The 21,966-nt window shown below is 60.1% G+C and carries 23 protein-coding genes; 11 read left to right on the top strand and 12 right to left on the bottom strand.

The genetic code is table 11. The features are described from left to right. Positions 1-91 precede the first annotated feature (91 nt). The gene (locus DVJ77_RS11765) at positions 92-1,402 is read left to right on the top strand and encodes a hypothetical protein (RefSeq protein WP_225427961.1); all 1,311 of its coding nucleotides are present in this window, start codon (positions 92-94) and stop codon (positions 1,400-1,402) included. A 45-nt stretch (positions 1,403-1,447) separates the two neighbouring features. Here DVJ77_RS11765 and DVJ77_RS11760 read toward each other — a convergent pair whose 3' ends face one another. Then, positions 1,448-1,930 carry a glutathione peroxidase gene (locus DVJ77_RS11760; protein WP_114845682.1) on the bottom strand — a complete coding sequence of 161 codons (483 nt, stop codon included), beginning with the start codon at positions 1,928-1,930 and terminating at the stop codon, positions 1,448-1,450. A gap of 106 nt (positions 1,931-2,036) precedes the next feature. On the opposite strand from DVJ77_RS11760, the gene DVJ77_RS11755 reads away from it, so the two are divergent. The 3 genes from DVJ77_RS11755 (at position 2,037) to DVJ77_RS11745 (ending at position 5,333) form a co-directional block, all read left to right on the top strand. Further along, a complete protein-coding gene (locus tag DVJ77_RS11755) occupies positions 2,037-3,047 on the top strand; it encodes a methionine ABC transporter ATP-binding protein (protein ID WP_114845681.1) in 1,011 nt (336 codons plus the stop codon). After that, a complete protein-coding gene (locus DVJ77_RS11750) occupies positions 3,044-3,754 on the top strand; it encodes a methionine ABC transporter permease (protein ID WP_380038234.1) in 711 nt (236 codons plus the stop codon). Before DVJ77_RS11755 ends, DVJ77_RS11750 begins: the two co-directional genes overlap by 4 nt. A 781-nt stretch (positions 3,755-4,535) precedes the next feature. Beyond that, entirely contained in the window at positions 4,536-5,333 is a 798-nt protein-coding gene (locus tag DVJ77_RS11745; protein ID WP_114845680.1) for a MetQ/NlpA family ABC transporter substrate-binding protein, read from the top strand. Here DVJ77_RS11745 and pncB read toward each other — a convergent pair. Together pncB and DVJ77_RS11735 are read right to left on the bottom strand one after the other, a co-directional pair. Continuing rightward, positions 5,330-6,526: a nicotinate phosphoribosyltransferase gene (gene pncB, locus DVJ77_RS11740; protein ID WP_114845679.1), complete on the bottom strand. Its 1,197-nt coding sequence runs from the start codon at positions 6,524-6,526 to the stop codon at positions 5,330-5,332. The two genes, DVJ77_RS11745 and pncB, sit on opposite strands and share 4 nt — an antisense overlap. Before the next feature lie 291 nt (positions 6,527-6,817). Next, positions 6,818-7,198 carry a YbbN family protein gene (locus DVJ77_RS11735; protein ID WP_114845678.1) on the bottom strand — a complete coding sequence of 127 codons (381 nt, stop codon included), beginning with the start codon at positions 7,196-7,198 and terminating at the stop codon, positions 6,818-6,820. Positions 7,199-7,316: 118 nt separating this feature from the next. On the opposite strand from DVJ77_RS11735, the gene DVJ77_RS11730 reads away from it, so the two are divergent. After that, positions 7,317-8,159, top strand: a complete 843-nt coding sequence (locus tag DVJ77_RS11730) for a c-type cytochrome (RefSeq protein ID WP_114845677.1) — start codon at positions 7,317-7,319, stop codon at positions 8,157-8,159. Here DVJ77_RS11730 and DVJ77_RS11725 read toward each other — a convergent pair. From DVJ77_RS11725 to DVJ77_RS11710, 4 genes are all read right to left on the bottom strand, one after another. After that, a complete protein-coding gene (locus tag DVJ77_RS11725) occupies positions 8,148-9,431 on the bottom strand; it encodes a dicarboxylate/amino acid:cation symporter (protein ID WP_114845676.1) in 1,284 nt (427 codons plus the stop codon). The two genes, DVJ77_RS11730 and DVJ77_RS11725, sit on opposite strands and share 12 nt — an antisense overlap. Before the next feature lie 92 nt (positions 9,432-9,523). Further along, the gene (locus DVJ77_RS11720; protein WP_225427960.1) at positions 9,524-10,540 is read right to left on the bottom strand and encodes an aminopeptidase; all 1,017 of its coding nucleotides are present in this window, start codon (positions 10,538-10,540) and stop codon (positions 9,524-9,526) included. A gap of 77 nt (positions 10,541-10,617) precedes the next feature. Continuing rightward, a complete protein-coding gene (locus tag DVJ77_RS11715; RefSeq protein WP_114845674.1) occupies positions 10,618-10,992 on the bottom strand; it encodes an LptM family lipoprotein in 375 nt (124 codons plus the stop codon). A gap of 107 nt (positions 10,993-11,099) precedes the next feature. Next, positions 11,100-11,705: a rhomboid family intramembrane serine protease gene (locus tag DVJ77_RS11710; RefSeq protein WP_114845745.1), complete on the bottom strand. Its 606-nt coding sequence runs from the start codon at positions 11,703-11,705 to the stop codon at positions 11,100-11,102. A gap of 155 nt (positions 11,706-11,860) precedes the next feature. Between DVJ77_RS11710 and DVJ77_RS11705 the strand changes: the two genes are divergently transcribed. Together DVJ77_RS11705 and DVJ77_RS11700 are read left to right on the top strand one after the other, a co-directional pair. Continuing rightward, on the top strand, positions 11,861-12,745 hold the full coding sequence (locus DVJ77_RS11705) for a PhzF family phenazine biosynthesis protein (RefSeq protein WP_114845673.1): 885 nt from the start codon (positions 11,861-11,863) through the stop codon (positions 12,743-12,745). Beyond that, positions 12,742-13,212, top strand: coding sequence for a YaiI/YqxD family protein (locus DVJ77_RS11700; protein ID WP_114845672.1), 471 nt, complete (start codon positions 12,742-12,744; stop codon positions 13,210-13,212). The genes DVJ77_RS11705 and DVJ77_RS11700 overlap by 4 nt, the downstream gene beginning before the upstream one ends. Before the next feature lie 361 nt (positions 13,213-13,573). On the opposite strand, the gene DVJ77_RS11695 is transcribed toward DVJ77_RS11700, so the two are convergent. Beyond that, entirely contained in the window at positions 13,574-14,767 is a 1,194-nt protein-coding gene (locus DVJ77_RS11695; protein ID WP_114845671.1) for a BaiN/RdsA family NAD(P)/FAD-dependent oxidoreductase, read from the bottom strand. Positions 14,768-14,865: 98 nt separating this feature from the next. On the opposite strand from DVJ77_RS11695, the gene DVJ77_RS11690 reads away from it, so the two are divergent. Next, on the top strand, positions 14,866-15,348 hold the full coding sequence (locus tag DVJ77_RS11690) for a YajQ family cyclic di-GMP-binding protein (protein ID WP_114845670.1): 483 nt from the start codon (positions 14,866-14,868) through the stop codon (positions 15,346-15,348). 37 nt (positions 15,349-15,385) lie between these two features. Here DVJ77_RS11690 and DVJ77_RS11685 read toward each other — a convergent pair whose 3' ends face one another. From DVJ77_RS11685 to DVJ77_RS11675, 3 genes are read right to left on the bottom strand one after another with little or no spacing between them, the layout of a single operon-like run. Then, positions 15,386-16,075 carry a DUF1345 domain-containing protein gene (locus DVJ77_RS11685; RefSeq protein ID WP_114845669.1) on the bottom strand — a complete coding sequence of 230 codons (690 nt, stop codon included), beginning with the start codon at positions 16,073-16,075 and terminating at the stop codon, positions 15,386-15,388. Continuing rightward, the gene (locus DVJ77_RS11680) at positions 16,072-16,392 is read right to left on the bottom strand and encodes a GNAT family N-acetyltransferase (RefSeq protein ID WP_114845668.1); all 321 of its coding nucleotides are present in this window, start codon (positions 16,390-16,392) and stop codon (positions 16,072-16,074) included. The genes DVJ77_RS11685 and DVJ77_RS11680 overlap by 4 nt, the downstream gene beginning before the upstream one ends. 57 nt (positions 16,393-16,449) lie before the next feature. Further along, complete coding sequence (locus tag DVJ77_RS11675) at positions 16,450-17,526, bottom strand: 3-deoxy-7-phosphoheptulonate synthase (protein ID WP_114845667.1); 1,077 nt, start codon at positions 17,524-17,526, stop codon at positions 16,450-16,452. Between the two features lie 243 nt (positions 17,527-17,769). On the opposite strand from DVJ77_RS11675, the gene DVJ77_RS11670 reads away from it, so the two are divergent. The 3 genes from DVJ77_RS11670 (at position 17,770) to DVJ77_RS11660 (ending at position 21,483) form a co-directional block, all read left to right on the top strand. Next, positions 17,770-18,693, top strand: coding sequence for an oxygenase MpaB family protein (locus DVJ77_RS11670; RefSeq protein WP_114845666.1), 924 nt, complete (start codon positions 17,770-17,772; stop codon positions 18,691-18,693). Between the two features lie 95 nt (positions 18,694-18,788). Next, positions 18,789-20,663 carry a 3'-5' exonuclease gene (locus tag DVJ77_RS11665; protein ID WP_114845665.1) on the top strand — a complete coding sequence of 625 codons (1,875 nt, stop codon included), beginning with the start codon at positions 18,789-18,791 and terminating at the stop codon, positions 20,661-20,663. 154 nt (positions 20,664-20,817) lie between these two features. Continuing rightward, positions 20,818-21,483, top strand: a complete 666-nt coding sequence (locus DVJ77_RS11660) for an SH3 domain-containing protein (protein WP_114845664.1) — start codon at positions 20,818-20,820, stop codon at positions 21,481-21,483. 19 nt (positions 21,484-21,502) lie between these two features. Here the strand turns inward: DVJ77_RS11660 and DVJ77_RS11655 are convergent, their stop codons facing one another. Beyond that, positions 21,503-21,964 carry a hypothetical protein gene (locus DVJ77_RS11655; RefSeq protein WP_225427959.1) on the bottom strand — a complete coding sequence of 154 codons (462 nt, stop codon included), beginning with the start codon at positions 21,962-21,964 and terminating at the stop codon, positions 21,503-21,505. Positions 21,965-21,966: the final 2 nt, after the last annotated feature.

The following is a 21,966-nucleotide window of genomic DNA, read 5'->3' as shown; positions in this document are numbered from 1 at the left end:
TCATGCTACAAACCGCCGCTTAAGATAGTGTTCACGTACCGGCGACAGCCCCCATCGTCAACCCAATATGTCGATACGCAGCAGCTTATGCATGGCCTTGTTGCTAACCATCGTGCCCGTCATCGCATCCGCGACAGACGGCCCCAAGCCCGCCGACTCCACCCTCGCTTTTTTCCGCCAACTCAATGCCCAGCCGAATGAGCTGGCTCGCGCCGCCTACCTGACCGATCAAGCGGCACAGCTCTCGCCGGCGGATCGATCCATCGCCATGCAGTTGCTCGCCGGCGCCGAAAGCGAGCTTGGTCTGTACAACGAAGCCATTCGGGATTTTCCGCTGGCCCCCCACTTGCCGGACAACCCCAAGCTTCCAATAGCTGCCGAATGGCACGTTACCGATGCGGTCGATACGATCGCGAACCTGGTCGCCAAACGTCGCATCGTGCTGATAAACGAAGCCCATCACGATGCACACACCCGGCAGCTCACACTCGCCCTGCTGCCACGGCTGCGTACCCTGGGCTTCACTCATTTCGCGGCTGAGGCACTCAGCGAAGAAGACGCCGCGCTGATGCAACGCGGCTACCCTATTGCGACAAGCGGCACAGAGTATCTGCACGAACCGCTATATGGCGAAATTATCCGCACGGCGATCCGGCTTGGCTTTGTCATCGTGCCTTACGATTCCACCGCCACCACAGTAACGGAGCGGGAGGCCGGTCAAGCCGATCATCTGTATCAAAAAATCTTCGCCAAAGATTCCAACGCACGGGTATTCGTCCACGCCGGCTATGCGCATATCGACAAGGCAAAGGGGCGTTTGGACCATACCGTACCGATGGCGATGCACTTGCAAGAAGCGACCGGCATCGAGCCGTTTTCCATCGACCAAACCGATTTTCGCGATGTGGACTCGGGTAATGAGATCGATCCCTACCATCAAATGATCGCGGCCTTCCACCCGCAACACCCAACGGTGCTGCTCAACAACGCCGATGGTCACGCATGGAGTATCGACCCGAAGAAATTCGATGTCAGCGTCATGCTGCCACTGGAAGTCGACCGCTCCGCCAACACCGACACCTATAAGGCCGCGTGGGCCACCTTCGGCATGGAAGGTATCGCCGTGAAACAAGTGCCGCACGCCGAGCCGCGCCCCAAGTGGCTCAGTCTCAACGGGCAACGCCACCCGCTACCGATCGATACAGCGCTTTGCGCCAAGAACATACCCTGCGTCATTGAAGCTCACTACGCGGCAGAACCTGATACTGCAACGGCAGCCGATCGCTACATGTTCATCGAGGCCAACACCGCAAACACGCTTTACCTTTTCCCAGGGCACTACCGGCTACGCGCCTGGGGGGCGAATGGCAAGACCCTGGGCGAAAAATCGATTGAGCTTTGATAAGAGCCGGACTCAGGCGATGCCCGATGTTGGGCATCGCTTTGCTCAGCCCAACCTACCGGCGAGGTCCTTGTTGATTTTCTCGGGGGTATCGGTGGGTGCATAGCGCTTCACGACCTGGCCGTCGCGATCGACCAGAAACTTGGTGAAGTTCCATTTGATCGACTCGCTACCCAGAATGCCCTTGCCCTGTTTTTTCAGCCACTGGTACAGCGGATGAGCATGCTCGCCGTTGACCTCGACTTTGCCAAATAGCGGAAAGCTCACGTCATAGCTGGTCGAGCAAAAATTCTTGATTTCGGCTTCGTCACCCGGCTCTTGATGGCCGAACTGGTCGCAAGGGAAACCCAAGACCGCCAGGCCCTGCCCACCATGCTCGCGCCACAACGCCTCTAATCCGGTGTATTGCGGCGTGAACCCGCACTTGGACGCTACATTGACGATCAACAAGGTCTTGCCCTGCCATTCACGGAGGGAACGTTCGTTGCCATCGATGTCGCGCACGCTGAAATCGTAGACCGTGGTCATGACTCGAAGCTCCACTGCTTATGGGATCGCCGCAGTTTAGCCCCGTACTGGCATGGACCGCATCTGACATAGAATGGGCGTTCCGAGCACCAGTCCAAGGTCCGTCGTGATCCGTTTCGTCGATGTCCACAAGTCCTACCGCGTCGACGGTAAGGATATTCCCGCGCTGCACCCCTTTAGCCTCGACATCAGCGATGGCGAGGTTTTCGGCATTATTGGTCACTCCGGCGCCGGTAAATCGACGCTTATACGGCTTATCAACCTGCTCGAACGGCCCAGCGGCGGCCGCATCCTGCTCGGCGACACCGAGCTGACCGCGCTGTCGGAAGCCAGCTTGCGCGAACAACGCCGCCACATCGGCATGATTTTTCAGCATTTCAACCTGCTCGCCTCACAAACCGTGGCGGACAATGTCGCGTTTCCGCTGCGCCTGGCCGGGGCACGCGAGCCGGCGACCATCCGCGCCCGCGTCGACGAGCTGTTGGCACGGGTCGGTCTGACCGAGCATGCCGACAAATACCCCTCCCAACTGTCCGGCGGCCAGAAGCAACGCGTAGGCATCGCCCGCGCCCTGGCCAACCGGCCCTCGATCCTGCTTTGCGACGAGGCGACCAGCGCACTCGATCCGCAAACGACAGCGTCGGTATTGGAGTTGCTGGCCGAGATCAACCGCGAACTGAAACTGACCATCGTGCTGATTACTCACGAGATGGACGTGGTGCGCCGGGTTTGCGACCGCGTCGCAGTACTCGATGCCGGCCGCATTGTGGAACACGGTGCGGTGGCCGATGTATTCCTGCACCCGCAACACGCGACCACCCGGCGCTTCGTCAATGAGGCCCTGCCCGAAGAGGTCGCTGGCGAGCAGTCCTTGTATCAGCACGTTCCTGGGCGAATTCTGCGTCTCTCGTTCCGAGGCGAAGCTACGTGGTCGCCGACCTTGGGCCGGGTAACCCGCGAAACCGGCGTGGATTTCAATATTCTGGCCGGTCGTGTCGATCGTATTAAAGACCTGCCCTACGGCCAGCTCACTTTGGCGATGCACGGCAGCGGTGTGGATGCTGCGCTGCAGGCCTTGCGTCAAGCGGGTATCGAAGTAGAGGAGTTGGCCCGATGAGCATGATGATGTCGACCTTCAGTGCAACAGCACCCGTGCTGCAACACTTGTTTCCAGACATCGAAGACTGGAGCGAGCTTGCCCAGGCCTGCCTCGATACCTTGCTGATGCTTGGTGGCTCGCTGACGCTCACCGTGCTTTTCGGCTTGCCGCTGGGTGTGCTGCTCTATCTCACTGGCAAGGGCCAACTGCGCGCCATGCCCAAACTCTACGGCGCACTCTCGCTCACAGTGAATATCCTGCGCTCGCCGCCTTTCATCATCTTGATGATCGTATTGCTGCCACTGACCTCACTGCTCGTCGGCACCAAACTCGGCATTCGCGGCGCGATCCCGCCGCTGGTGATCGGCGCCGTGCCGTTCTTCGCACGCCTGGTAGAAACCGCTTTTCGCGAAGTTGAGCACGGTGTCATTGAGGCAAGCCAGGCGATGGGTGCCACTACATGGCAAATCGTGCGCCATGTGCTGCTGCCTGAGGCGCGTGTCGGCATATGGGCCAGCGTCACCGTCACCGCCATTGCCTTAGTCGGTTATACCGCCATGGGCGGTGCGATCGGTGCGGGTGGCTTGGGTGATCTTGCCTATCGTTATGGTTATCTCAGCAATAAGCCTGACTACATGATTGTTACGGTGTTGCTGCTGATTGTGTTGGTGCAGATTCTGCAGGTGATTGGCGATCGGATTGTGGGGTATTACGGGAGGCGCTGATTCGCTTTTCGCTTTTCGCTTGTTGGTGATGGGTTGGGGTTGTCGCGACCTGGATCGCCTGCGGCGGGCTTTCGAACCCCTGCCGGGGTCCGAGTCACTTTCTCTTGAGTGGCCAAGAGAAAGTAACCAAAGAGAAGGCCACCCCGCGCGCCGCCCTTCGGGTACGTGAGGGTCGGCCGGGCTTTTCGACAGTGCATCCGTGCACTGGCGAAAAGGACTCGGCATCCTTGCCGAGTCCCCTGCGGGCCTGATCGTCCGACCCTCACCGACGCACAGGGGCTCCGAGGTCAAAGGCCAAGATCAAGTGCAACGTCAAAAGCTGCGAGCGTTGCTCTTGCCCCTCCCCTGCTAGCAGGGGAGAGAGAGCCACGCCGCCTCACCATCTCATTATTCGGCGACTGCCTGCAGTCGCTCAAGAGTGCGCGCAGGACGCGCGCTGCTCTTCGGGGCCCCTTTGCAGCGGTGAGGCTTGGACGACAAGGCCCGTAGGGGCATCGACATGGATGTCGATGCCTTTTCGCCAGGGCAGGAAGCCCTGTCGAAAAGCCCGGCCAAGCCTCACGCACTCGCAGGGCAGGATGCCCGCAGAGCGCTGCATGGGGGTGGCCTTCTCTTTGGTTACTTTCTCTTGGCCATTCAAGAGAAAGTGACTCGGACCCCGGCAGGGGTTCGAAAACCGCCGCAGGCGACAACCTAGCGACACCCCCAACCCAGCCCCCCCTCTTTGCATCCAGCCATATGGACGGCTACGCTGATGCATCGCACAAAACCACGGCACCCCATGATAAAGCTACTTGCCCCCCTCGCCGCCCTGCTCCTGCTAGCTGGCTGCTCGTCTTCTGCACCCGGCCAGGCCGATACCCAGAAGCTCATCATCGCCGCCACCGCGATACCTCATGCGGAGATCCTCAAGCAGGTCAAGCCGATCCTGGCCAAGGAAGGTGTCGACCTGGAAATCAAAGTGTTCGCCGACTACGTGCAGCCCAATACCCAGGTGGACGAGAAAACCATCGACGTCAACTATTTCCAGACCAAACCGTATCTGGATGCGTTCAACCGCCAGCGCGGCACGCATCTGACCATCATCACCGGTGTGCATATCGAGCCGTTCGGTGCGTATTCGCGCAAATACAAATCGATCGATCAGCTACCCGACGGCGCTAACGTCACCCTGCCGAACGACCCCAGCAACAATAGCCGCGCCTTGCTGCTGTTGGCCAAGCACGGGCTCATCACGCTGAAAGACCCGAGCAACGAGCTGTCCACGCTGAAAGACATCATCGCCAACCCCAAGCAACTGAAGTTCCGTGAGCTGGAAGCGGCGATGTTGCCGCGCACGCTGGACGAGGTCGATCTGGCGCTTATCAACACCAATTACGCACTCGCCGCCGGCCTCAACCCCACCAAGGACGCGTTGCTGATCGAGGACAAAGACTCGCCCTATGTAAATTACCTGGTCGGCCGCCCGGACAATAAGGACGACCCGCGTGTGCAAAAGCTGGCCAAGGCACTGACCAGCCCCGAGGTAAAGGCGTTTATCGAGCAGAAGTATCAGGGCGCCGTATTGCCCGCGTTCTAATGCGTGTCCTCCTCGAGCGGCGCCGGGATCTGGAACACTTGCCGTAGATAAGTGACGTAGGCCGAGTCCTCGCACATGTTCTTGCCCGGCGAGTCGCTGAGTTTGGCGACAGGCTGGCCGTTGCAGCGAATCATCTTGATGACGATGTTCAAGGGTGTCGGGCCAACGTCGTTGGTGAGGTTGGTACCGACGCCAAAAGCCAACTGACAGCGATCGCGAAAGTGTGCATACAACTGCATCACTTTGGGAATATTCAAGCCATCGCTGAACACCAGCACTTTGCTGCGCGGATCAACGCGGTTGGCGGCGTAGTGCGCTAAGACGCGCTCGCCCCAATCGAACGGATCGCCCGAATCATGACGGGTGCCGTCAAACAACTTGCAGAAATACATATCGAAGTCGCGCAGAAATGCACTGAGGCCGTACACGTCCGATAAGGCAATGCCGAGATCGCCGCGATACTCCTTTGCCCAGGCTTCCAACGCCGCCACTTGTGAATCACGCAGCCGCGGCCCAAGTGCCTGGTGTGCTTGCAAGTATTCGTGCGCCAGCGTGCCTAGCGGCCTCAACTCAAGCTTTCGAGCCAGCCACACATTGCTGGTACCGGTGAGCTGCGGGCCGAGCCCATCGCGCAGAGCAGTCACCACCTCTTCATGCCAGGCACCAGAAAAGCGCCGACGTGTGCCGTAGTCGGCAATGCGGCACTCTTGGTAACCCGCGGAATCGCGCAACAGCGCGATCTTTTCGTGCAGTCGCCGCCGCCCTTCGCCCAGATCCAGCGCGGGTTGGGTGTTGCGAAAATAAACTTCGTTGACGATCGCCAGCAGCGGCACTTCGAACAGAATGGTGTGCAGCCATGGTCCGTTGATACGGATCTCGATCTCGCCATTGCCTGCAGCCGCAGGGGCTATGTGCACATATTTGGCATTGAGCTGAAACAGGCCAAGAAAATCGACGAAGTCGCTTTTGATGAAGCGCCAGCTACGCAGATAGTTCAGCTCATCCTCGCCGAAGCGCAGGCTACACAGCGCAGCCAGCTCGGCGCGGATCTCGTCGATATAAGGCACCAGATCGATGCCTGGGTTGCGGCATTTGAATTTGTACTCGACCTGCGCAGCCGGATACTGATGCAACACCACTTGCATCATCGAGAACTTGTACAGGTCGGTATCGAGCAGCGAGGTGACGATCATCGGTCGCTCATGGCTATCCAGGAAGCCGATGATTATCCCTGCGAAAGCGCGCCAGGGAATGACATCCAGAAAATAAAACAAACGCCATAAAAAAACCCCGGCAGCCAGGGGAGGATCTGCCGGGGTTTGTCGGGTCGGCGTCCTGGGGGGAGGATAAGTGCCGGCCCCTCAGTGGCACGCTAAGCGGCGCCACTTCGGGTCGCCATCACGGCGATCAGCAACATAGATACGACCGATACCCTGAAAGTTCAAGCCGCTCAGATGAATGTTTCTTCATCTTAGGCTTCATATTTAAGGAATGCTCAGTTGATTTAACTGTTTTTCAACAGCATCGACAAAGGCCTGCGCACCCGGCCAACTCGTGATGCGCCCAAGCTTACGTGCGCCGGCGAACACGAAGAACGCCGGAATGCCATGCAAACCAAAGCGCGTGCCCATCGCTGGATCATCGTAGACGTTATCGTGCAACCAACGCACCTGCGGCCACTGGAAACGCTCTGCGGCCAACAACATGGCACGTTTGGCTATATCGCAATTGGGGCAGTCACGCCCCCACAGAAACAGAATATTGAGCGGATGTGCATCCTCAGCCAGCACGGCATCCAACGAGGCGCTATCCACGCGCTGCATGGGAAATTGCTCAAAAAATTGCGGTACGGCGGTATCAGCCATGCGCTTTGTCCGGTCAGAAAACTAACAGATGCGGCCGGATGCGCTGATTTCGAGAGCGAAGTAGCGCACCACCACCCACTCAAGGCATGCTCTGCTCCCCACTCGGAAGGAACCGCCCATGCGACCGTTGCTGCGCTGCCTCTATCTTCTCGTGTTGTGCTTCCCGCTCTCGGGCCTCGCCCTGCCCGCCCAAGTAACCGAGTTAAAGATCGACCTTGGTCATGGCCCGCGCACTTACAACGCAACCCAACTGCTTGCCCGCCGTGATGTACGCAGCGTTGCGATTCCAGACGATGTCGCTTTTAAACAATTGATGCATTACCGCGCCGTTCCGCTCAAAGCGCTGCTCGACGGCATCGTGCGTGGGGATCATCTGCAATTCGTCGCCTCCGACGGTTTCGCTGCGGAAATCCCTGCTACGGCCCTCTTGAACGATCTTGGTAGCACGCCCTGGCTGGCTGTCGAAGACCCTGCGCATCCCTGGCCGACATTGACGGGCAACAAAGGCAGCGTCGGCCCGTTCTATCTGGTGTGGGCCAACCCCGAGGCTGCCGGCATTGGAACGGAACAATGGCCTTATCAAATAGTGTCGATCCACAAATTGGCCGATATCGCGCAGCGCTTTCCGGTGATCCTGCCCGACTCTGCGTTGCCGACCGCCAGCCCGGCGCGGCGCGGCTTTGTCGTGTTTCAACGCAACTGCTTTACCTGTCATACGCTCAATGGCGCGGGTGACGCCAAGCTGGGGCCGGATCTCAACATCCCGCATAACCCAATCGAGTACATGCGCGCAGATCTACTGCGCGCGTATATCCGCAACCCGCAATCGCTACGTCACTGGCCGCAGGCAAGAATGCCCGGATTCGACACAAAAGCATTATCCGATGCCGACCTCGACGATTTACTGACCTATCTGCGCCATATGATTGACCGCAAGGCGCGGTATGACTCACCCCGCTGACTCACCCACCTGCGCCTGCTCCACACCGAGATTACTGGAAGCGCGGTTGTAGACCGCCATATCGAGCAAGCCTTGCTCGCGCGCGACCAGCACTGGCACCAGCATCTGCCCGGTGACATTGGTCATGGTGCGCATCATGTCGAGGATGCGGTCAATCGCCACAAGGTAGCCGATACCCTCCACCGGCAGACCGGCCGAGCTGAGCACCAGGGTCACCATCACGATGGCCGTGCCGGGTACGCCGGCGGTGCCGAATGAACCGAGTACCGAGGCAAGCAAAATAATGAAATATTGCGACACCCCCAACTCAAGCCCGAAATACTGCGCCACGAAAATGGAGCTGATCGCCGGATAGATCGCGCCGCAACCATCCATCTTGATGCTGGCACCCAGGGGTACCGCGAAGGCCGCGTATTCTTCTTTCACGCCGAGATTATGGGTAACGCTGCGCAAGGCCACCGGCATCGAGGCAAAGCTGGATGACGAGGTAAAAGCCACCTGCATGGCCGGCAAGACGCCGCGGAAAAATTTGCGTGGGCTCAACCCATGCGCCAGCAACAGACCGCCATAGACCACCACGATCTGCACCGCGCAAGCCACATACAAAGTCAAAACGAACTTGCCCAGCGGCAACAGCTTCTCAAAGCCGTAGCCACCGACCAGGGCGGCAATCAGGCCAAAGGTGCCCAGAGGGGTCATTTCCAGGACAAAGCGCGTGACCTGGATCATCGCCTCGTTGCCCTCGCTCATCAACGCACGCAAACGCGCCGACTTTTCGCCGATCTTCACCAAGGCCAGCCCAAGCAGGCCCGCGAAAAAGATCACCTGCAAGATTTTGCCTTCGGAAAGCGCTTTAAACGGATTAGACGGCACCACATCCAGCAGCACTTGCACCGGTGTCGGCACCACCTTGACCTTGTAGTCGCTGGCCATCTGCAGTTGGCCCACGCCAAGACCGGGATTGGTCAGATGCGCCACCACCAGCCCAACGCATACCGCCAGTGCGGCGGTTATCGCAAACCACAAGAAGGTGCGTCCGCCCAAAGCCGCCATGCGCTGCACGCCGTGCAGGCTCGACACGCTATGCACCACGGCGAAAAACACCAGCGGCACCGCGATCATCTTAATCAGGGTGATGTACAGATCACCCAGCGGTTGGAACCAGGTCACCGCTTGCGCACCGGTCGCCCAACCTGCCAACGCACCAAGCACGAAACCGGCAAGCACGCGTTTCCAGAAACGGATGCCAAGCCACCAGGAAATAATCTGCACTGCGCGTCTCCGCCAGGATTAAGCGCTCGAAGATACACGAAGTTTGGCCGTCCATATGGGTATGGCGCGACATCGCGAACGGCCCAACCTCCCTACTCGGCCGTATGGAGCAAGCCTTGCAAGGCTTGCTCACGTTGATCCTGTGGCAAATGACCGAGTTCACGCACCCGCGCATAGAACGCGGACCAGTCAGCCCCCGCCTGTCCAAACAACGCCGCAAAAGCCGGCTGCCAACGGTCGTACAAGCCAAACGGCAACAAGCGCGCGTTATTGATCGGCGCGGCGACCCAGGCGTCATAGCGATGCTCGTTCGGCCAATCTTGCTCGCGCCATTGCCGGTAGCGCATCCGAAACGCCTCGATTTCGCGTTGCTTTCCCTCGGCCATCGCGGCTTGATCCACCCCGCTGGCATATAAGGTTTGCAGGCGATCGCGCAGATCGAGCGCCATCTGCGTAAAGGCCTTATCCATCGCCTGGCTGCGCACATCCGACGGCGGCAGGCCACGCGATTGCCGCCATGCCCGCAAACCCTCGGCCTGCACAAATCCGGCGAAGGATTCGTTGAATGCGCTGTCGTCCTTCACGTAAATCAACTGGTGGGCCAGTTCGTGGAAGATGGTGCCCGCCAACTCGTCATCGTCCCAGCGCAGCATGCTGCTCAAGACTGAATCGGAGAACCAACCAAGGGTGGAATACGCCGGCACCCCGCCGACCCAGACATCGTCGCCTTGAACCTGCCAGCGGGCCGCTTCTCGCCGCGCCTTGGCCTCATCGAAATAACCGCGATACGCGACGCAGCCGGCAATCGGAAAACAATGCTGCAAGGGCGCCACCGAATACGGTGGTGCGACAAATACGTTCCACACCACATAAGGGCGGTGCAGCTCGACATAACTGGTGTAGCTACGGTTATCGGGTAGCCCAAGGTGCTCGGAGGCATAGCGACGCGCCTGCAACGCCAGCTCCAGCCGGGTCGCAAGCTTGGGGTCGGTTGCCGGGTCGCCTATCACTTTCGCTACCGAGCGCCGGTGCAAGACCAGCTCACTCTGCCCATGTGCCACATGGGCGTAGTAGCCTAGGCTGCTACAGGCGAAAAGCAGAAGGCTCACCGCCGCGATGACGATGAGCCTTAGAAGGGTTGAGCGTTGCGGCATGGAAACGAATGGGACCATGCCGCGATTGTGCCTCAGTGAGAGCCTCTGCCATCGTGCCAATCGCCATGCCTGCCCTCTCGACCACCCCCGCGTCCACGCCCACCGTCGCCGCCACGCCAGTGGCCCCGGTCATGACCCCAGTCGCGGCCGCGGTCCCAATCATGGCCGCGCCAGCGGGAGCCGCCATACCACCCCACGCTCACGCCAGGGGCATAGCAGCAGCCGTAGTAGCCACCGTAATAACTGGGGTAGTAACCGCTGTCATAGACGACGGCGCTGCGATTGCCGTAGTACACGTCGCCGCTATAAGCCGTGCTGCGCACGTAACCGTAACCCGGATCGTAATAACAGCCAGACAACATTGCGGTGGTGACCACCAAGGCCAGACCGGCAATGAGACGTTTCATGATGCACCTCCGCAGGAGTACGGCACCACGCTAGACCTATGCCGTTAAATGCCCACTGAGCGTAGGCCGGTTCGCCGATAGGCATTTACCGGCCAGCTATCTAGTACTCAGAACCGCGGTTGTGAGAGCTGATTGAGAAAGTGCGACAGCACCTCGTGGCGAACCAGCAAGGTAAAGGCCACGCCATAGGCGGCTCCCCATAAATGCGCGCTGTGATTGACATTGTCCTGCCCGCGGCGATCCATGTAGATGGAATACGCCGTGTACAGCACCGCATAGATGATCGCCGGCATCGGTACCACCAGCACGATGATGCGCGACCAAGGCTGCAGCAAGATAAAAGCGAACAGCACGGCCGACACCGCGCCCGAAGCACCCAGGCTGCGGTAATTCGCGTTATGGCGATTCTTCATATAGGTCGGCAGGATCGAGACCACCAGCGCGCCGATGTAGAACAGCACGAAACCAAGAGTGCCAAGCTGCGCCGTGTAGAAGACCTCCATCAGCCGGCCGAAAAAGTACAAGGTGATCATATTGAACAACAGATGGCCGAAATCCGCGTGGATCAAGCCATAGGTCACCAGCCGGTGGTATTCGCGACTGCGCTCGATCGCCGGCGGCCACAGAATCAGGTCATTCATCAAGCGACTGTTTTTAAACGCCATAAACGAAACGATGCAGGTAATGGCGATGAGAATGAGGGTAATCGGCATACAGAGAGTCAATCGCGATGGGCCAGGATGCAGCATCTTGGCGATCACGCGGCAACTTGTCGACTTTTCAAAAAAGTCACGCTGCACTGCCCATACCCCGGCGACAGGACTATGATGCGCGGCTTTAACGCGGCTACTGCCGCCTCTTGGCCCTCATGTCTCCCATTCGTTATCTGCATCTGGACGTCTTTGCTGCCACGCTAGGCGGCGGCAATCATCTTGGCGTAGTGACCGACGCCACCGGCTGGAGCGATGCGCAGATGCAGCGCTTTGCCCGCTGGACCAATCTGGTCGAAACCACTTTTCTGCTGCCGCCGACCACGCCATCGGCCAGTTATCGCGTGCGTATCTTCACCCCACACAAGGAAATACCTTTCGCCGGCCATCCCAGCATCGGCAGCGCCCACGCCGTGCTTGCCTGCGGATTGGCCCAGCCGACCGACGGCTTGCTATGGCAGGAGTGCGCCGCAGGCGTACTGCCGATCCGCGTCGAAGGCGAAGGTGCGTCGCGCCAGTTGCTGTTGCAATCGCCACCCGCAAAAGTGATACGGCAAGGCGTTGATGCACATCCACACCTGGCGGCTGCGCTAGCCGGCATCGACCTGGGCGTGCTGCCGCCGGCCTTTGTCGAAGGCGGACGTCATTGGTGGCTGGCCGAATGCGCGGATGAAGCCAGCCTGCGCGCGTGGCAACCCGATCACAGCGCCATCGCCGCTCTGGCCAAATCCACCGACAGCCTTGGCATCTGTGTGTTTGCGCGTTGCACGAACCCTGACTACCAGCTCGTCGTGCGCGCACTTCCAGCCGGTGTCGGCATCGTGGAAGACCCCGCTTCCGGGGCGGCCAATGGCCTGATCGGGGCCTATATCGCGCATGCCGAACCGCATGGGCCATTAGCCCGTGGCTATGTGGTCAGCCAGGGTCGTGAGATCGGCCACGATGCACGCTTGTTGGTGCAGATCGAGGGCGACATCGTCTGGGTCGGCGGATACACCCATACCATCGTCGACGGCACGCTGCACTGGACCGCTACCGAGTGAGCATTGCGCCGCAAATCTGGGTGGATGCCGACGCCTGCCCCGTCGTCATCAAGGAGATCCTGTTTCGTGCCGCCGAGCGCGAACAGGTCACCGTCACCCTGGTTGCCAACCAATGGCTACGCACGCCACCCTCCCGTTTCATACGCTCCGTGCAAGTACCGGGCGGCTTTGACGTGGCCGATAACGAAATCGTGCAACGCGTTACCGCCGGCGATCTGGTGGTAACCCAAGACATCCCGCTCGCGGCCCTGGTGATCGATAAAGGCGCCCTGGCGATCAACCCCCGCGGCGAGCTGTACACGCCCGAGACCATTGCGCAGCGCTTGACCATGCGTAACTTCATGGACGAACTGCGCGGCTCAGGCATCGACACCGGCGGCCCCGCAGCGTTTCATCCACGCGACCGCCAGGCCTTCGCCAATCAGCTCGACAGTTGGCTTACGCGTCGGCGGCAGATGAAATCGTAGAGCGAAGGCTTGCCGCAAGCCCGCCCCCCTCCCAACCTCCCCCTGCCAGCAGGGGGAGGGGCAAAAGCAACGCTCGCAGCTTTTGACCTTGCTTTTGATCCAGTTCTTGACCTTGGGGCCCCTGTGCGTCGGTGAGGGGCGGACGATCAGGCCCGCAGGGGACTCGGCATGGATGCCGAGTCCTTTTCGCCAGTGCATGGATGCACTGTCGAAAAGCCCGGCCGGCCCTCACGTACCCGAAGGGCGACTCACCGGGGTGGCCTTCTCTTTGGTTACTTTCTCTTGGCCACTCAAGAGAAAGTGACTCGACCACCGGCAGGTGGCCGAAAGCCCGCCGCAGGCGAACAACCCAGCCAAAACACTAAACCACCTCCCCCGCCGCATACCCCGAAGCCCAAGCCCACTGAAAGTTATACCCTCCCAGCCAGCCGGTAACATCGACCACCTCGCCGATGAAATACAGCCCCGGCACCAGCTTCGACTGCATCGTGCTCGACGACAGACCATCGGTATCCACCCCTCCCAGGGTCACCTCGGCCGTGCGATAACCCTCGGTGCCACTAGCCGTGATCGGCCAGTCATGTAGCTGTTTGCCGATCTCATGGAGTTCGGCCTCGCGGTATTGCCGCATCGGGCGGCTTTCAAACCAAAGCTCGCACAACCGCTGTGCCAGGCGCTTGGGCAGCAGGTCGGCCAACACGGTTTTCAGTTCTGCGGCAGGCCGGGCCGCACGCTGCTCATTGAGCCAGGCGCCGGCATCCTGGCTCAATAAGGGATGCGCAGGCAGCAAGTCGATACGCAAATCATGTCCGGGCTGCCAATAAGAAGAAATCTGCAAAATCGCCGGCCCGCTGATACCTCGATGGGTAAACAGCATGCCGGCGCGAAATTCCCTTTTGCCGACGCGGGCTTCTACCAGCGGCAACGCCACGCCGGCAAGGTCTTGATAGTGCTCTTGATGCTTACCGCTCAAGGTCAACGGCACCAGGCCGGCGCGGATCGGCAGCACCGCATGGCCGAATTGCCGCGCCAGGTCATAACCCAAACCGCTAGCCCCCATGCTGGGTATCGATAAACCACCACTGGCTACCACTAGCGATTCGGCATGTACCTCGCCATGGACCGTAGTCACGCTGAAACCCTCATCGGTCTTGCGAACCCGCGCAACGGCACAACTGGTTTCGATCCGCACGCCAGCGGCAGCGCATTCGTCCAACAACATACGCACGATCTGTTTGGAGGAATCGTCGCAAAAGAGCTGGCCCAGCTCCTTCTCGTGATAAGCGATGCGATGTTTTTCGACCAGCGCGATGAAATCGGCCGGTGTGTAGCGTGCCAAGGCCGACTTGGCGAAATGTGGATTGGCCGACAGATAGTTGGCCGGCGTAACGCCGAGATTAGTGAAATTACAGCGCCCGCCGCCGGACATCAGGATCTTCTTGCCGACCTTGTTCGCATGATCCACGACCAAGACACGACGACCGCGCTGGCCGGCGGCGATGGCGCACATCAGCCCGGCCGCACCCGCGCCGATCACCAATACATCCACTTTCACGCAATCACCAGCCGCATACCATGCTCCAAGACGCCAAGCGGTGCATTATCACCGCATCGCTTACACTTTCCGTCTCGCACGCCACCTGAGTCTTTGCCATGCCCTCCTTTGACGTAGTCTCCGAAGTCGATAAGCACGAGCTGACCAATGCGGTCGATCAGGCCAATCGCGAGCTGTCCACCCGTTTTGACTTCAAGGGATCGGATGCCACGTTCGAGCTCGATACCTTCACGATTACCCAGGTCGCGCCGAGCGAATTCCAGCTCCAGCAGATGCTGGACATCCTGCGCGGTCGGCTGGTTGCGCGAAAAATCGACATCCGCGCGCTGGATATTGCCGACCCTGAAGTAAACCTCGGTGGCGCCCGCCAGAAAATCACCGTGAAGCAAGGCATCGAACAGCCGGTTGCCAAGAAATTGGTCGCCTCGCTGAAAGAAGCCAAGCTCAAGGTCGAGGCGCAAATCAACGGCGACAAACTGCGCATCACGGGCAAGAAGCGCGACGATCTGCAGTTGGCGATGGCTACGCTGCGCAAGGCCGACGTCGAATTACCGCTGCAGTTCGACAACTTCCGCGACTAAGCCCCCTATTTCCTCTCCCTGTTGGGGAGGAAATCGCTCAAGCCTGCCCGGCCACGATATTCACGCTCAACGCGATGATGAATACATTGAAGAAGAACGCGATCACGCCGTGCAACAAAGCGACACGGCGCAGATAACGACTGGTGATCTGCACGTCGGAGACCTGAAAGGTCATGCCGATCACGATCGCGAAATAGGCGAAATCCCAATAGTCCGGCCGCGGCGTTTCGGGAAATTGCAGCCCCTCGTGTTGCTTGCCGAATTCGCCGTAGTACCCGTGCGCGTAGTGCATGGCGAACATGGTGTTCATAAACAACCAGGACAGCACAATACTGACCACGGCCAGCACGATCGGCTGCACGCCACCGCCTTTGACCGCGTGCAGCTCGGTGCCTAATGCCACCAATACCACGACCGTAAACGCCACGCTGCTCCACAAAACACCCCATCGCCCGGCATCTTGCACGCGCGCCTGGCTGCCGATTTTTTCCGGCGTGGCCTTGGTGAACAGCCAGGCGATCATGCTTAGAAAAACCACGGCAGCCAGATCGAAACCCAATAGCCAGGCCAGCGACGGGCGCAATCCGAGCCACATCAACAAGCCGCTGGCAACAACGAAGATGCCGCCGGACAAGGTGAATCGCGGCCGTGCCCTTAAGGCATGCAGCGGGCGCCAGCGCCGCTTGCGCGTTGTCGCGGGGCCAAGCGGGTTCGGTGCATCACTCATGCAAGCAGATCCGCATAGTCAGGGTGACGCTGTACCCACGTGGCGGAGTAGGAGCAAGCCGGAATCACCTTCCAATGCTCTGCCCGTGCAACGTCCATGGCGTTGCGGACCAGCTCCGAAGCAATCCCCCGACCGCCTACAGCGGGCGGCACCACAGTGTGGGTTATCGTCATGACGTTGCCGGCCAAGGTGTAATCAAGAATGCACGACACCCCATCCACCTCGACTTCGAAACGATGCTCGCTAAGGTCGTGGCTGATAGTGAATGGCGTGCCTTTGGACGGAATGCCCTTGGACGGAATGTTCTCGATCGACATACGGCGGCTCGACGATAGATGGTGGGCGCACAGCATAGGTCACAGTCCAGGGATGCGTCAGCCATTCGCCGCCAACGCATGGAGTGGCCGTCGCTCGCGTACCGCCTTGGCCAGGCGCTCCAGCACCTGCACCGACGGCTCCCAGCCGAGGCAGCCATCGGTAATGCTCTGGCCGTAGACCGGCTCGCGGCCTGCCTCAAGATCTTGCCGGCCGCCGATCAGATGGCTTTCCACCATGACGCCGATGATGCGCTGCTCGCCAGCTTCGAGCTGCGCGGCGATGTCATCGATGACCTTGGTTTGGTTTTCGGCTTGTTTGCCGCTATTGGCATGACTGGCATCGATCATGACCCGCTGCGGCAACCCCGCCTTGCCAATGGCCGCGCAGGCCGCCGCAACACTGGCCGCATCGTAATTGGGCGACATACCGCCACGCAGAATCAGGTGGCAGTCCTCGTTGCCCGTCGTCGCCGCGATGGCGGCTTGGCCGTCTTTGGTCACCGCCATGAAATGGTGCGGCTGCGAGGCCGCCTGCACCGCATCCACCGCGATCTTCACATTGCCGTCGGTACCGTTCTTGAAGCCGACCGGGCAGGACAGCCCCGAGGCCAGCTCGCGATGCACCTGGCTTTCAGTCGTGCGCGCGCCAATCGCGCCCCAAGCGACCAAATCGGCAATGTATTGCGGGGTAATCATGTCGAGAAATTCGCAACCGGCCGGCAAGCCAAGCTCATTGATGTCACGCAACAGGCCGCGCGCCATGCGCAGCCCTTTGTCGATCTGGAAGCTACCGTCCAGATCAGGGTCATTGATAAGCCCCTTCCAGCCCACCGTGGTGCGCGGCTTCTCGAAATACACCCGCATCACGATCTCCAGCGCATCGCCAAAGCGCTCGCGCTGCGCCAGCAGTCGTTTGGCGTAGTCGAGCGCGGCGTGGGTATCGTGGATCGAGCAAGGGCCAATCACTACGATGAGGCGATCGTCGGTACCGCTGATGATTCGGTGCAAGGCCTCGCGCGAGGCAGCTACGGTGGTGGCGACACGTTCGCTGATTGCGCCATCGCGCATCACTTCGGCGGGTGTACTGAGTTTGGTAATCGCACGTATGCGCAGGTCATCGGTATGGCAAGTCACGTCGGGCTCCTTGGGTGGGGTCCAGTGGCTGCCATGAAAAAAGCCGCCAGTGGAAGGCTGGCGGCTTTCGGGGTGTTGATCTTAAGTGTCTTTACGACGATCGCGCCCGTACCTCCGCCTGTGGCTGCGGATAGGTATAAAACCAGAAATACAGGTTGGCGGGGGTGAGCGTCATGGCTGCTAGTGATAACACAATCTGCCGGGAGCGCAAACTATAGGGATGCTCTCAGATAAACTTACGCCATGTCCTCTCCCTGGCAATTACTCACCCGCCCGGCCCGTGAGCCGATTCGTCGCTGGGTATTGAGCGCCTTCCCGCGTCAAAGCAGCAGCCCCATCGATTACGACCATCCGCACGGTGACCCCGGCCTGTTTGGACCCGACAGCGCCGTTTGGCGGGTGTACTCGGACTTCCCCGGCATGCTGGCGGGCGGCTTGGCCGCGTTGATGTTGCAAACCTTGCATCCGCTGGCGCTGGCCGGCGTATGGGATCACTCGAATTTCCGCGGCGACCTGCTCGGTCGCCTGCGCCGCACCACCGCCTTTGTCGGCGGCACCGCTTATGCACCGCGCGAGCAGGCCGAGGCACTGATTGAACGGGTTCGGCAGATCCACACTCAAGTACGCGGCCAGGCGGAAGATGGGCGGCCATACGCAGCCGACGACCCGGATCTATTGACCTGGGTTCATGTCACTGAGGCCTACAGTTTTCTGCAGGGGTATCGCCTATACAGTCCCAGCCTGCTGCCCGCCCATGCCGCCGATGGTTACTACGACGAAGTGCGCCGTATCGCCGAGGCGCTGGGTGCGCGAAACGTGCCACGCTCGGAGGCCGAAGTCAGTGCCTATCTACATCGGGTACAGCCCGAACTGGAGTACAGCGAGCGGTCGCGCATCGTGCTGCAGGTGTTATCGAAAGTGCGGCTGCCGGTACCTGCCGCCGGCCTGACTCGCGATGTGTTCTTGCATGCCGGTGCCGCCCTGCTGCCACCGTGGGCCGCCACCATGCTGCGCCGCACACCGATGCAGCAGGCCCAATCGCGCTTGGCCGCGCGCGCACTGCGCTCGCTCGCGCCGGCGTTTCGTGCCGCGCTCAATGACGGCATTGCGAGCCGGGCCTGTGTTCGCGTCGATGTATCACCGAAAATCTTGTTGCATTGGGGCTAGCGACGCTCTGACCTGTTCAGCGCGGGCACCAAGGATTGACAGCTTGCAACGTTCAGCTAACGTCATCGGCTGGAGACCACCACACAGGTTCCAGGATGGCCAAGCTCATTCCCAGCCGCAACAGTTGCCTGCCGCGCATGATGAGCGGCGAGAAGCGTGTTTCCGAGCGGCTCGAACAGAAACTCGAAGACGATTACCTGCTCTGGTACGACGTACCGATTGGGCTAAAGCAACGCCGCCCGGATTTCGTCGTATTCCATCCACGCCGCGGCTTGCTGGTGCTGGAGGTCAAGGACTGGAAACCGGAAACCATTCAGCAGGCCGATCCCACGCAATTCACCCTGTTGAGCGCCAACAGCAGCGTGAAGGAGCACAACCCGCTGATGCAGGCGCGCGATTACGCGACCGAGATCTACAAAGTGCTGCAACGCGACCCTGCGCTGCGCTATCCGGCAGGCCACCATTACGCCGGCAAATTATTAATGCCGTGGGGCTATGGCGTGGTGCTGAGCAATATCAGCCGCAAACAATTCCTGGCCGCCGAACTGGAAGCGGTGATTCCTGCCCACCTGGTGATCTGCCAGGACGAGATATACGAGGCGGTCGAAGCGGAGGCTTTTCAAGAGCGGCTGTGGGCGATGTTTCCGCAGGTGTTCCCCACCACACTGACGCTGCCGCAGATCGATCGCGTTCGCTGGCATTTGTTTCCCGAGATTCGGGTGGAGCCGGGCGACGGCCAATTCGGCTTGTTCGCCAGCACCCACACCAGCGACGCGCGCGCGCTGGAAATCCCCGACCTGATTAAAGTGATGGACGCGCAGCAAGAGCTGCTTGCGCGCTCATTGGGCGACGAGCACCGGATCATTCACGGTGTTGCCGGCTCCGGCAAGACGATGATCCTCGGGTTTCGCGCCATGCAACTGGCGCGCGCGCTATCCAAGCCGATTCTGGTGCTCTGCTACAACAAGACCCTGGCGGCCCGACTCGATCAGTTGATGGGCGAGCGCGGACTCAGCGACAAGGTGCAGGTATACAACTTTCATAAGTGGTGCCGGAAAATGCTGACGGCGTACCACGTCCCCTTGCCGCCCGATGGCGACAATTTCTCCGATGACCTGCCGCCGGCGGTGATAAAAGGTGTCGACAGCGGCCAGATTCCGCGCTTCCAATACGGCGCCGTGCTCATCGACGAAGGCCACGATTTCGAGCCCGACTGGTACAAACTCATCGTGCAGATGATCGATCCGAACACCAATTCATTACTGGTGTTGTACGACGATGCACAGAACATCTACGGCAAACCCGGCCGTCGCCAGATCAGTTGGAAAAGCCTCGGCGTGCAGGCGCAAGGCCGTACCACCATTCTCAAACTCAACTATCGCAACACCCTGGAGATCCTCGCCGTCGCGCGCGGATTTGCCAACGAGCTGTTGCGTGAACGCAGCGATGAAGACGACGGCGTACCGTTGATCGCACCTGAAAGCGCGGGCCGCCGCGGCGCCTTGCCCGAGCTGATTCGCGTTGAACGGGCCGCCGATCAATTGCCGGCCATCATCGACCGGCTGCGCCACGAACATGCCGATGGCCGCCCGTTCTCCGACATGGCGGTGATTTACCGCAATGGCTGGGAAGGCGAGAAACTGCACGAAGCCCTCAAGCGCGCCGAAATCCCCAGCCGCCTCGCCGACAGCAACGGCAAAAGCTCCCTGTTCGTCGTCGAAGACACCGTCAAATTGGTCACCATGCACTCCAGCAAAGGCCTGGAGTTTCCCCTGGTGATTATTCCCGGTCTCGGCTCTTTGCCCAAGCCTGGCAAGGATGAAGTCGATGAAGCCCGCCTGCTCTATGTCGCCATGACTCGCGCCACCGAGCGACTAGTGCTGATTCACCACGAAGACTCGATATTCAGTGCGCGCATTCGCGTGTCGATCAATGAAGTGCAAGGACAATTGGAGCAACTCGTCGTCTAACAAGCCCGCGTCGCGGGCCGGTAAACAGATCTCTAAAACCCGCTTGCAGGCCGATGACAACAAGATCAAAGTGAGCCGCCGCTCCGCAACACCAGCGCTCCGCAATACCCATAAGACCGTTGATAGCTGGACTCTCCTTTGAAAGGCACCGTCGATGAAACGTCTTGTATGGCTGGCCTGGTTATCGCTCGCGTTCGCGCTACCCGCACTCGCCCAAGCTGAAGAAGGTGTCGTCACCGGCAATGTGAATCTACGTGCCGGCCCGCATATCGAATACCCGCACATCGGCGTACTTCCTGCCGGTACCCGCATCAATATTCAGGGCTGCACAGAACACTACGAATGGTGCGATGTGATCGTCGGCGGCGATCGCGGCTGGGTCTCCGCCAATTACATTCAATACGTGTATCAAAGCCAGCCGGTGATTGTGGAGCAATACGGCAGCCGCATCGGCCTGCCTGTCGTCAGTTTTGTCATCGGCACGTATTGGGGCAACTACTACAGCAACCGCCCGTTCTACCGCCAGCGCGACTATTGGTATCACCGGCCGATCCGGCCTCGCCCGCCGCGTCCGATCCGGCCACCACCGCGACCGCATCCCGGATGGGGCCATCAACGCCCACCGAGACCTGGAATTCGTCCACCCCATCCAGGCAATCGGCCAGGCCAGGGCAATCGCCCACCTCCCGGACAAGGCAATCGACCGCCGCCGGATCCAGGCAACGGTGGCCGCCCGCCGGGCCAGGGTAATCGCCCCAACCCAGGCAACCGGCTACCTCCCGGCGCGCAAACGCGGCCCGCGCCGACAAGCGGCAACTAGGCCGATGGGTGCAGGCAACTCACGGCCAAGGCCACCAGCCATGCCGCGATTGCGCATAACGATCGGCGGCACGCTCAAACCGATTGCGCACACTGATACCGCCGCATAGCAGGTACAACGGTAAGAACAGCGGTCCGAGCACCATGTATTGGTAAACATGTGCGCGTTCGTGATCGGCCAGGCTCACCGATGCCTCGGTGCACAAGCCCGCACGATGCGCGTAAGTTAGGCAACGCACATCCAGGTCGTCACCCGTGTGCACAATGACATTGCCCAAGGTCAACGCACCGCCCGCGCCCCAGGGCCAACAACGAAACACTACCGCCAGCTCTGCCTCGCGCCAGCTCATCCGCGCGCCAAAGGCGAGCCCGAACAAGCCCACCAGCAGGCCGATCAAAGTATTGGGCAAAGTCCACAACGCCCCTAGACCAAACAAGCAGACCTGAGTGATGGATCGCATCCCGGCAAGCTTTGCAAGCATGG

Origin of the sequence: Dyella tabacisoli (genome assembly GCF_003350925.1) — a bacterium.
GTDB classification, from domain to species: Bacteria; Pseudomonadota; Gammaproteobacteria; order Xanthomonadales; family Rhodanobacteraceae; genus Dyella_C; species Dyella_C tabacisoli.
This window is presented reverse-complemented; position numbering and strand designations above follow the sequence as displayed.

Coding starts and splice junctions, on each gene's coding strand:
- DVJ77_RS11705 (WP_114845673.1), top strand. CDS start 11,861: ATGTCTCCCATTCGTTATCTGCATCTGGACGTCTTTGCTGCCACGCTA.
- DVJ77_RS11660 (WP_114845664.1), top strand. CDS start 20,818: ATGAAACGTCTTGTATGGCTGGCCTGGTTATCGCTCGCGTTCGCGCTA.
- DVJ77_RS11745 (WP_114845680.1), top strand. CDS start 4,536: ATGATAAAGCTACTTGCCCCCCTCGCCGCCCTGCTCCTGCTAGCTGGC.
- DVJ77_RS11680 (WP_114845668.1), bottom strand. CDS start 16,392: ATGTCGATCGAGAACATTCCGTCCAAGGGCATTCCGTCCAAAGGCACG.
- DVJ77_RS11710 (WP_114845745.1), bottom strand. CDS start 11,705: ATGCCGATTACCCTCATTCTCATCGCCATTACCTGCATCGTTTCGTTT.
- DVJ77_RS11715 (WP_114845674.1), bottom strand. CDS start 10,992: ATGAAACGTCTCATTGCCGGTCTGGCCTTGGTGGTCACCACCGCAATG.
- DVJ77_RS11765 (WP_225427961.1), top strand. CDS start 92: ATGGCCTTGTTGCTAACCATCGTGCCCGTCATCGCATCCGCGACAGAC.
- DVJ77_RS11730 (WP_114845677.1), top strand. CDS start 7,317: ATGCGACCGTTGCTGCGCTGCCTCTATCTTCTCGTGTTGTGCTTCCCG.
- DVJ77_RS11735 (WP_114845678.1), bottom strand. CDS start 7,198: ATGGCTGATACCGCCGTACCGCAATTTTTTGAGCAATTTCCCATGCAG.
- DVJ77_RS11670 (WP_114845666.1), top strand. CDS start 17,770: ATGTCCTCTCCCTGGCAATTACTCACCCGCCCGGCCCGTGAGCCGATT.
- DVJ77_RS11750 (WP_380038234.1), top strand. CDS start 3,044: ATGAGCATGATGATGTCGACCTTCAGTGCAACAGCACCCGTGCTGCAA.
- DVJ77_RS11655 (WP_225427959.1), bottom strand. CDS start 21,964: ATGCTTGCAAAGCTTGCCGGGATGCGATCCATCACTCAGGTCTGCTTG.
- DVJ77_RS11665 (WP_114845665.1), top strand. CDS start 18,789: ATGGCCAAGCTCATTCCCAGCCGCAACAGTTGCCTGCCGCGCATGATG.
- DVJ77_RS11685 (WP_114845669.1), bottom strand. CDS start 16,075: ATGAGTGATGCACCGAACCCGCTTGGCCCCGCGACAACGCGCAAGCGG.
- DVJ77_RS11760 (WP_114845682.1), bottom strand. CDS start 1,930: ATGACCACGGTCTACGATTTCAGCGTGCGCGACATCGATGGCAACGAA.
- pncB (WP_114845679.1), bottom strand. CDS start 6,526: ATGATCGTCACCTCGCTGCTCGATACCGACCTGTACAAGTTCTCGATG.
- DVJ77_RS11690 (WP_114845670.1), top strand. CDS start 14,866: ATGCCCTCCTTTGACGTAGTCTCCGAAGTCGATAAGCACGAGCTGACC.